8 protein-coding genes are annotated in these 9,242 nt (G+C 70.0%); 2 read left to right on the top strand and 6 right to left on the bottom strand.

Going from position 1 to position 9,242, the window contains the following annotated elements; all coding sequences use genetic code 11:
- From JHD21_RS17540 to rpsO, 4 genes are all read right to left on the bottom strand, one after another.
- The coding region (locus tag JHD21_RS17540) for a PAS domain-containing protein (protein ID WP_292677791.1) at nucleotides 1-215 on the bottom strand (215 nt) is incomplete at its 3' end.
- Nucleotides 216-286: 71 nt separating this feature from the next.
- Nucleotides 287-1,492, bottom strand: a complete 1,206-nt coding sequence (locus JHD21_RS17535; RefSeq protein ID WP_292677789.1) for a pitrilysin family protein — start codon at nucleotides 1,490-1,492, stop codon at nucleotides 287-289.
- Nucleotides 1,493-1,596: 104 nt separating this feature from the next.
- Nucleotides 1,597-3,846: a polyribonucleotide nucleotidyltransferase gene (locus JHD21_RS17530; protein WP_292677787.1), complete on the bottom strand. Its 2,250-nt coding sequence runs from the start codon at nucleotides 3,844-3,846 to the stop codon at nucleotides 1,597-1,599.
- 247 nt (nucleotides 3,847-4,093) lie between these two features.
- The gene (gene rpsO, locus JHD21_RS17525) at nucleotides 4,094-4,369 is read right to left on the bottom strand and encodes a 30S ribosomal protein S15 (RefSeq protein ID WP_292677785.1); all 276 of its coding nucleotides are present in this window, start codon (nucleotides 4,367-4,369) and stop codon (nucleotides 4,094-4,096) included.
- 216 nt (nucleotides 4,370-4,585) lie between these two features.
- Between rpsO and JHD21_RS17520 the strand changes: the two genes are divergently transcribed.
- Nucleotides 4,586-6,739 carry a molybdopterin-dependent oxidoreductase gene (locus tag JHD21_RS17520; RefSeq protein ID WP_292677783.1) on the top strand — a complete coding sequence of 718 codons (2,154 nt, stop codon included), beginning with the start codon at nucleotides 4,586-4,588 and terminating at the stop codon, nucleotides 6,737-6,739.
- Between the two features lie 8 nt (nucleotides 6,740-6,747).
- On the opposite strand, the gene JHD21_RS17515 is transcribed toward JHD21_RS17520, so the two are convergent.
- Entirely contained in the window at nucleotides 6,748-7,182 is a 435-nt protein-coding gene (locus JHD21_RS17515; RefSeq protein WP_292677781.1) for a PTS sugar transporter subunit IIA, read from the bottom strand.
- Complete coding sequence (locus JHD21_RS17510; protein ID WP_292677779.1) at nucleotides 7,175-8,710, bottom strand: PTS mannitol transporter subunit IICB; 1,536 nt, start codon at nucleotides 8,708-8,710, stop codon at nucleotides 7,175-7,177. The genes JHD21_RS17515 and JHD21_RS17510 overlap by 8 nt, the downstream gene beginning before the upstream one ends.
- A 193-nt stretch (nucleotides 8,711-8,903) precedes the next feature.
- On the opposite strand from JHD21_RS17510, the gene JHD21_RS17505 reads away from it, so the two are divergent.
- A partial coding sequence (locus JHD21_RS17505) for an alcohol dehydrogenase catalytic domain-containing protein (protein ID WP_292677777.1) occupies nucleotides 8,904-9,242 on the top strand: 339 nt, incomplete at its 3' end.

Raw genomic sequence — 9,242 nt, 5'->3', positions numbered from 1 at the left:
GGGGAGGGACCGGCGGGGTCGATGAGCTCCCAGTCCGGGACCAGCTCGCGGACGTGCCTGCCCAGGACTGCATGCCGGGGGTGCCCGGACACGTCGACGACCCGGTCGTTGACGAACCGGAGCGTCCCGCGGGCGTCGACCACCAGGGTGGGGTCGTGGGCGGCGGCCAGCAGGTGGTGGGCGCCGCGGCCGATCAACGCCGTCAGCCAGTCCACGGGGTAAGGGTATGCCGACGGGCCAGCCCGACGGGCCCGATCCGCGAAGGCCGGAACCCGCCCTCCGACCCCTACGCGGGGCCGACGACGGCGAGGATCTCCGGCCGGGAGAACACGTCCGCACCCACCTCGCGGACCTCGTCGAGGGTCACGGCGCCGATGCGGGCGATGACCTCGTCGATGCTGAGCAGCTCGTCGTGCACGAGCTCGGCCTTGCCGAGCCGGGACATCCGCGAACCGGAGTCCTCCAGCCCGAGCACCAGTCCCCCGCGGAGCTGACCCTTCCCGCGGACGAGCTCCTCCTCGGTGATGCCGTGCGCGGCGACCCGCGACAGCTCCGTGCGGACGACGGTGAGCACGTCGTCGAGCTTGGTGGGCAGGCAGCCGACCGACACCCCCACCAGGCCGGAGTCGGCGTGGTGGCTGGCGAAGGAGAAGACCGAGTAGGCCAGGCCACGACGTTCCCGGACCTCCTGGAACAACCTGCTCGAGGTCCCACCACCGAGCGCGGTGTTGAGCACGCCGAGGGCGAAGCGACGGTCGTCGTTGCGGTCCGGGCCCTCCATGCCGAGCACGAGGTTCACCTGCTCGAACGGACGCACCGCCTCGACGAGCCCACCGTGCACCCGAGGTCTGCGGCCCGTGGCGTGCCGGGCCGGGAGCGGGTCGGCCTCGCCGGCGAGGAAGCCCGCCCGACCGAAGGACCGCTGGACCCGGCGCACGACGTCGGCGTGGTCGACGTTGCCCGCAGCGGCGATGACGATGTTCTCGGGGCGGTAGTGGCGGCGGTAGAAGCGCTGGACCTGGGCGCGGCTGAGCGCCTCGATCGAGGCGACCGTGCCGGCGATGGACCGACCCAGAGGCGTACCGCTCCCCCAGGCCTGCTCGGCGAAGAGGTTGTGGGCGACGTCGTCCGGGTCGTCGTCGTGCATCGCGATCTCGTCGAGGATGACGTCCCGCTCGGCCTCGACGTCCTCACCGGACAGCGACGAGCTCGTGATCATGTCGCCCAGCACGTCGATCGCCAGCGGCAGGTCGGTGTCGAGGACCCGCGCGTGGAAGCAGGTGTACTCCTTGGCCGTGAAGGCGTTGAACTCCCCGCCCACCGCGTCGAGAGCGATCGAGATGTCCAGCGCCGACCGTTCCGCGGTGCCCTTGAAGAGCAGGTGCTCGAGGAAGTGCGAGCAGCCGTGCTGGGTCGCGGACTCGTCACGCGACCCCACACCGACCCATACCCCGAAGCTGGCCGACCGGACGCCGGCCAGCTGCTCGGTCACGACCCGCAGCCCGCTGGGCAGGACGGAACGGCGGACGAGCGAGGTGACTCGCCCGCCGCCGTCCCGAACCGACTGAAGGGTTCTCGTTGACGCTCGCTTCAGCGTCAGGCCTCGACCGGCTGCGACTCGGACGGCGCCTCGGATGCCTCCGCGTCCTCGGCGTCCTCGACGACCGGGATCAGCGACAGCTTGCCGCGGTCGTCGATCTCCCCGATCTCGACCTGGATCTTCTGACCCACGGTGACGACGTCCTCGACGGCCTCGACCCGCTTGCCGCCGGCGAGCGGACGCAGCTTGCTGATGTGCAGCAGGCCGTCCTTGCCGGGCATCAGCGAGACGAACGCGCCGAAGTTGGTCGTCTTGACCACGGTGCCGAGGTAGCGCTCGCCGACCTCGGGCATCGTCGGGTTGGCGATCTGGTTGACCGCGTTCTTCGCGGCCTCCGCTGCCTCGCCGTTGGTCGCGCCGATGTAGACGGTGCCGTCGTCCTCGATGGACAGCGTCGCGCCCGTGTCGTCCTGGATCTGGTTGATGATCTTGCCCTTGGGCCCGATCACCTCGCCGATCTTGTCCACCGGGACCTTGATCGTGATGATCCGCGGCGCCAGCGACGACATCTCGTCGGGGCCGGCGATCTCCTCGTTCATCACGTCGAGGATGGTGTGGCGGGCCTCCCGCGCCTGCGTCAATGCCGACGCGAGGACCTCGGCGGGGATGCCGTCGAGCTTGGTGTCGAGCTGGAGGGCGGTGACGAAGTCACGCGTGCCGGCGACCTTGAAGTCCATGTCACCGAACGCGTCCTCGGCGCCCAGGATGTCGGTCAGCGCGACGTACTGCGTCTCGCCGTCGACCTCGCCGGAGATGAGGCCCATCGCGATGCCGGCGACGGCCGCGCGCAGCGGGACGCCCGCCTGCATGAGCGCCAGGGACGACGCGCAGACCGAGCCCATCGACGTGGAGCCGTTGGAGCCCATCGCCTCGGAGATCTGCCGGATCGCGTAGGGGAACTCCTCGCGCGACGGCAGCACCGGCAGGATCGCCCGGCGCGCGAGCGCACCGTGGCCGACCTCGCGGCGCTTGGGCGAGCCCACCCGACCGGTCTCGCCGGTGGAGAACGGCGGGAAGACGTACTTGTGCATGTAGCGGCGGTGCTTCTCCGGGGAGAGCGTGTCGAGCTGCTGCTCCATCTTGAGCATGTCGAGGGTCGTGACGCCGAGGATCTGGGTCTCGCCGCGCTCGAACAGCGCCGAGCCGTGGACCCGCGGGATCACGCCGACCTCGGCGTGCAGCGGCCGGATGTCGGCCAGGCCGCGGCCGTCGATGCGGATCTTGTCCCGCAGCACCCGCTCGCGCACGACCTGCTTGTTGACGGAGCGGAACGCCGCTCCGACCTCCTTCTCGCGACCCTCGAACTGCCCGGCGAGCTGCTCGAGGACGGCGGCCTTGAGCTCGTCGGTCCTGGCCTCGCGCTCCTGCTTGTCGCCGATCGTCATCGCGGCGGACAGGTCGCTCTTCGCGGCGGCCTCGACAGCGGCGTAGACGTCGTCCTCGTAGTCGAGGAAGACCGGGAAGTCGGCGACCGGCTTGGCGGCCTCCTTGGCGAGCTCGGCCTGCGCCTCGCAGAGCTGCTTGATGAACGGCTTGGCCGCATCGAGCCCGCCCGCGACGACCTCCTCGGTCGGCGCCTGGACGCCGGACTGGACGAGGTGCCAGGTCTGCTCGGTCGCCTCGGCCTCGACCATCATGATCGCGACGTCACCGGTCTCGGTGACCCGGCCGGCCACGACCATGTCGAAGACCGCGTCCTCGAGCTGGCTGTGGTTGGGGAAGGCCACCCACTGGCCCTCTATCAGCGCGACCCGGACGCCGCCGACCGGGCCGGAGAACGGCAGGCCGGAGAGCTGGGTCGACAGGGACGCGGCGTTGATCGCCAGCACGTCGTAGGGGTGGTCCGGGTTGAGCGCCATCACGGTGATGACGACCTGGACCTCGTTGCGCAGGCCCTTCTTGAACGTCGGGCGCAGCGGCCGGTCGATGAGCCGGCAGGTGAGGATCGCGTCCTCGCCCGGGCGGCCCTCGGAACGGAAGAACGAGCCCGGGATCTGGCCCGCGGCGTACATCCGCTCCTCGACGTCGATGGTCAGCGGGAAGAAGTCGAAGTGGTCCTTGGGGTGCTTCCCGGCCGTGGTGGCCGAGAGGAGCATCGTGTCGTCGTCGATGTACGCCGTCACGGCGCCGGCGGCCTGGCGGGCCAGGAGACCCGTCTCGAACTTGATGGTGCGCTGCCCGAACTTGCCGTTGTCGAGAGTCGTCTCGACGGCAGAGATCACGGGCTCGTTGATGTCTTGGGACATGAAGTGATGAAGTCCTTACTGCGTTCGCGAAGCGAACCGCTGACCCGCATCAGGCCCCACGTCTGTGGAGCGGGGGCCGGTCTTCGATCGAGACCCGCAGGTACATCCCTGGGAAGGGGCCCTGAAGGTCACTACCGAGGATCGGCCGGGGCGGCGGATCGCCTCTTCGGATGGTTGTTCAGTTGTGTCGCCTGAGAAATCTAGCGAAATGCGGCGAAGGACCCGCCGGAGCGGGTCCTTCGGAGAGCTATCGGCGCAGGCCGAGTCGCTCGACGATCGAGCGGTAGCGCTCGATCTCGGTCTTCTGCAGGTAGTTCAGCAGCCGACGGCGCTGGCCCACCAGGAGCAGCAGGCCACGACGGCTGTGGTGGTCGTGCTTGTGGGTCTTGAGGTGCTCGGTGAGGTGGGCGATGCGGTGGCTGAGCAGCGCGATCTGCACCTCGGGAGAGCCGGTGTCGCCCTCGGACGTGGCGTACTCGGCGATGATCTTCTGCTTCGTCGCGGCGTCGGTTCCGACTGCCATGGCGGGGCTCCTCTGGTTCTCTCGTTGCGCGGCGCGCCGGGGCCTGTTCACCCGGGCACTCTGGATCCGCGGCCGATTGCACGGCGGGTACTGGTGCTGTGTCGCCCCTGATGGGCAACCGGGCAAGACTAGCAGCGGGGAGTTTGCCTCCCCGAATCGTCATGCGTGCCCTCGGCTGACCATGGTGCCCGCGCACGACGTGCGACGATGCCAGGCATGGGCCTGCTGACCGAGGATCCCGTCCCGCCCGGCTTCACCGGGACCCGGCTCGGCGTATGCAACCTCTGCGAGGCGATCTGCGGGATCGAGCTGACCCTCGAGGACGGCACGGTCACCGGGATCCGCGGCAACGAGGCGGACCCGCTGTCCCGCGGCTACATCTGCCCCAAGGGCGTGTCGATGGCCGACGTGTACGACGACCCGGACCGGCTGAGGCACCCGATCCGTCGCGTGGGCGACGGCCCCGACGCCACCTGGGAGGAGCTGGGCTGGGACGAGGCGCTCGACCTGGTGGCGGACCGGCTGGTGGCGACGGCGAAGGCGCACGGACCGGACGCGGTCGGCGTCTACCTCGGCAACCCCAACGCCCACTCGGTCGGGTTCGCGACGCACGGCGTGCCGTTCGTGAAGAGCTTGCGCACCCGCAACCGGTTCAGCGCCTCGACGGTCGACCAGATCCCGCACCAGTTCGTGGCGTGGCAGATGTACGGCCACCAGCTGCTGCTGCCGGTGCCGGACCTCGACCGGACGTCGTACTTCCTGGTGCTCGGCGCCAACCCGATGGCGTCCAACGGCTCGCTGATGACCGTCCCGGACTTCCCGCAGCGGGTCCGCGACCTCAAGGCGCGGGGAGGCCGGATGGTCGTGCTCGACCCGCGCCGCACCGAGACCGCCAAGGTCGCGACCGAGCACCACTTCGTACGGCCGGGGTCGGACGCCGCCGTCCTGCTCGCGATGCTGCACGTGCTTCTTGAGGAGGGACTGGCCACTCCCCCGGCGTACGTCGACAACCTGGACCGGGTCGCCGGGCTCGTCGCCGACTTCACGCCCGAGCTCGCGGCCGGGGTCAGCGGCATCCCCGCCGACACGATCAGGACGCTGGTCCGTGACCTGGCGGCCGCCGAGTCCGCGGCCGTCTACGGCCGGATGGGCGTGTCGACGCACAGCTTCGGCTCGGTGTGCCAGTGGGCCATCCAGGTGCTCAACCTGCTGACCGGCAACTTCGACCGCGAGGGCGGTGTGCTCTTCCCGGAGCCGGCCGTCGACACCGTGGGCCGGCGGATCGTGGGACCGGGGCACCACGACGTCTGGCGCAGCCGGGTCCGCGACATCCCCGAGTTCGCCGGAGAGCTGCCCGCCGCGGTCATGCGCGAGGAGATCGAGACCGAGGGCGACGGGCAGATCCGGGCGATGGTGACCATCGCGGGCAACCCGGTGCTCTCGACGCCGGACGGCGCCGGGCTGGCCCGCGCACTGGACGGTCTCGACTTCATGGTGGCCATCGACATCTACCTCAACGAGACGACCCGGCACGCGGACGTGATCCTGCCGCCCACGACGGCGCTCGAGCGCGACCACTACGACCTGGTGTTCCACGGCTTCGCGGTCCGCAACACCGCACGGTTCACGCCGGCGGTGTTCGCCAAGCCGGAGGACGCCCGGCACGACTGGGAGATCTTCGGCGACCTGACCGAGCGGGTGCAGTCGAGGGCGGGCGTCGGGATCAAGGACCGGCTGGCCACCAAGGCGCGCCTCGCCCCCAGCCCCGCGACGGTGGTCGCCGGTCTGCTCAAGACGGGTGGGCGGACGACCATGAGGGCGCTGCGCAAGAACCCCGAGGGGGTCGACCTCGGGCCACTGCGCCCGACCATGCCCGAGCGGCTGCAGACCGCCGACCAGCGCATCGACCTGGCGCCGGCGCTGGTGGTCGCCGACGTTCCGCGCGTTCTCGAGGCGGCCCTGGCCGCGGGGGCCCCGCAGGACGGCGAGCTGCTGCTCATCGGGCGCCGGCACAAGCAGGACTGCAACTCGTGGCTGCACAACACCAGCCGGCTCACCCGGGGCCGTCCGCGCCACCACCTGCTGATGCACCCCGACGACCTGGCCGCCCGGGGCCTCGCCGACGGCGCCGTCGTCCGGGTCAGCTCACGCGTGGGCGCCGTGGACGTCGAGGTCAGCAGCGAGGACGACATGATGCGGGGCGTCGTCTCGCTCCCCCACGGCTACGGCCACCAGGTCGAGGGCACCCGGCTCACGCACGCGTCGACGGTCGCCGGCGTCTCGATCAACGACCTGACCGACCCGCTCCTGCTGGACGTCAGCGGGAACGCCGCGCTGAACGGCGTTCCCGTGACGGTCCGACCCGTCTGACCCCGCGCTCAGACCTGGACGTCCCCCAGGACGGCGAGCACCTCGTCGGCACTGGCGGCCGCGCGCAGCCGCGCGATCTCGGCCTCGTCCATGAAGACCTCGGCCAGCCTCGACAGCACCGTGAGGTGGTCGTCGCCGGCGCCCGCGATGCCCACGACGAACTCTGCGGGCTTGCCCTTCCAGTCGACCGGCTCGGCGTACCGCACGAAGCTGATCGCGGTACGCCGGATCGCGGTCTTCGCCTCGTTCGTGCCGTGCGGGATGGCCAGACCGTTGCCCATGAACGTGGACACGGAGGTCTCCCGTTCGTGCATGGCCGGGACGTAGGACTCCTCGACGGCGCCGACCGCCACCAGCAGGCGGCCGGCCTCGTCGATCGCCTCGTCCCGGGTGCGCGCCGATCCCTCCAGGACCACGGCCTCCGGGACCAGAACCTCAGCCATTCGACTGCTCGATCATCTCCACGATCTCGTCATACCGCGGACTGCCCATGAAGTTGTCGACCGACACATGGACCGCCGAGGGTGTCGCCTGCCTGGCTCGATCGGTCAGGTCCTGGTGCGTGACGACGATGTCGTAGTCGTCGGTCAGGTTGGAGATCGCCTTGTTGACCACGGTGACGTCGGTGTGTCCGGCGCTCTCGATCTTCTTGCGAAGCACTGACGCCCCCATGGCCGAGGACCCCATCCCGGCGTCGCACGCGAAGACGATCTGGCTGATCGGCCGGGCGACCACCGCCGTCGCACCGCCGGTCAGGGCCGACGCCACCGACGAGCTCCTGCCCTTCAGGGTCTCCATCTGGTGCGTGGCACCGACCAGCTGGTCCTCGGCCTCCTCGGTCTTGTCGGTCTTGAGGATGAACGCGGCGACCACGAACGTCGCCGCGGCGCCGCCCACGATCGACAGGGTGATGCCCACGAGGTTGGAGACGCCCGTGGGGGCCGCCAGGTAGACCGCGAACACCGAGCCGGGGGCGGCGGGTGAGCGCAGCCCGCTGTCGAAGATCACGTTGATCAGGATCTGCGTCATCCCGCCGGCCATCATCGCCACGATCAGCTTGGGCTTCATCAGCACGAACGGGAAGTACACCTCGTGGATCCCGCCGAAGAAGTGGATGATCGCGGCGCCCGGCGCCGACGCCTTGGCCAGGCCCTTGCCGAAGAAGGTGTAGGCGAGGAGCAGCCCGAGACCGGCCGCGGGGTTGGCCTCGAGGAGGAACAGGACCGACTTGCCGTCCTCCGCCGACTCCTGGAGGCCCAGCGGCGTGAGCACCCCGTGGTTGAGGGCGTTGTTGAGGAAGAGGACCTTCGCCGGCTCGATCAGGATCGACGTGAGCGGCAGGACGTTGTTGTCCACCATCCACTCGACCCCGTCGCCGGCGCGCTCCGCGATCCAGGTGAGCACCGGGCTCAGCGCGAAGAACGACGCCGTGGCCAGGATGCCGCCCCAGATTCCGGCGGCGAAGTTGTTGACCAGCATCTCGAAGCCGGGCTTGATCTTGCCGTCCCAGATGGCGTCGATCCTCTTCATGCTCCAGCCGCCGAGCGGGCCCATGATCATCGCGCCCATGAACATCGGGACCTCGGTGCCGGCGATCACGCCGAACGTGGCGATGGCGCCCACGACGCCACCGCGGGTGTCGTAGAGCATCTTGCCGCCGGTGTAGCCGATCAGCAGCGGCAGCAGGTAGGTGATCATCGGGGCGACGATCCCGCCGTCGGCGTAGTCGCCCCAGCCCCCGATCTCGGCGACCCAGCTGCCCGGGCTCAACCAGGCACGTTCCCCACCGCCGAGGTTCAGCCAGCCCACCTCGATGAACATCGCGGTGATCAGGCCCCAGGCGATGAAGGCGCCGATGTTGGGCATGACCATGTTGGACAGGAAGGTGCCGAACTTCTGCACCTGGACGCGCGTCCCGCCGGACGTGGCGCCCGGGGTGCTGGTGGCGGTGCTCGTGGTTGACGAGGCCATCTGGGTTCCTCTCGTTCTGGCCGGCGGCGTGACCCCCGTCACGCGCCGATGGCCGCCAGTCTGCACATAATCGGGTCGATTGCCAAGCATTCGGGCACGACTTCCTGCCCGACAATGTGGTTTTTTCTGTGCTGCGCCACTAACGTCGGGCTCGCCAGCCGTTCCGGCTCCTCCGCGAAAGGACCACCACGCCATGAAGGCACTGCGCTTCTACGCCCCCGAGGACGTCCGGCTGGAGGAGGTCGAGGAGCCGGTCTGCGGCCCCGACGAGGTCAAGCTCCGGGTCCGGAACTGCTCGACGTGCGGCACGGACGTCAAGATCTTCTACAACGGGCACCAGAACCTCACGCCGCCGCGCACCATCGGCCACGAGATCGCGGGAGAGGTCGTCGAGGTCGGGGCCGAGGTCAACGCCCGCTACGGCTCGGACTGGCAGGTCGGCGACCGTGCCCAGGTGATCGCCGCGGTCCCCTGCGGGGAGTGCCACGAGTGCCGCAAGGGGTGGATGGCGGTCTGCCAGAACCAGACCTCG

The sequence above is a fragment of the Nocardioides sp. genome, from assembly GCF_016462705.1.
Taxonomy (GTDB): domain Bacteria; phylum Actinomycetota; class Actinomycetes; order Propionibacteriales; family Nocardioidaceae; genus Nocardioides.
The sequence above is the reverse complement of the archived record's forward strand: the minus strand, read 5'-3'. Positions and strand labels throughout refer to the sequence as shown.

Bases quoted from the DNA above. Each gene is read 5' to 3' on its own strand.
- JHD21_RS17530 (WP_292677787.1), bottom strand. From the start codon at position 3,846: ATGTCCCAAGACATCAACGAGCCCGTGATCTCTGCCGTCGAGACGACT.
- rpsO (WP_292677785.1), bottom strand. From the start codon at position 4,369: ATGGCAGTCGGAACCGACGCCGCGACGAAGCAGAAGATCATCGCCGAG.
- JHD21_RS17520 (WP_292677783.1), top strand. From the start codon at position 4,586: ATGGGCCTGCTGACCGAGGATCCCGTCCCGCCCGGCTTCACCGGGACC.
- JHD21_RS17515 (WP_292677781.1), bottom strand. From the start codon at position 7,182: ATGGCTGAGGTTCTGGTCCCGGAGGCCGTGGTCCTGGAGGGATCGGCG.
- JHD21_RS17510 (WP_292677779.1), bottom strand. From the start codon at position 8,710: ATGGCCTCGTCAACCACGAGCACCGCCACCAGCACCCCGGGCGCCACG.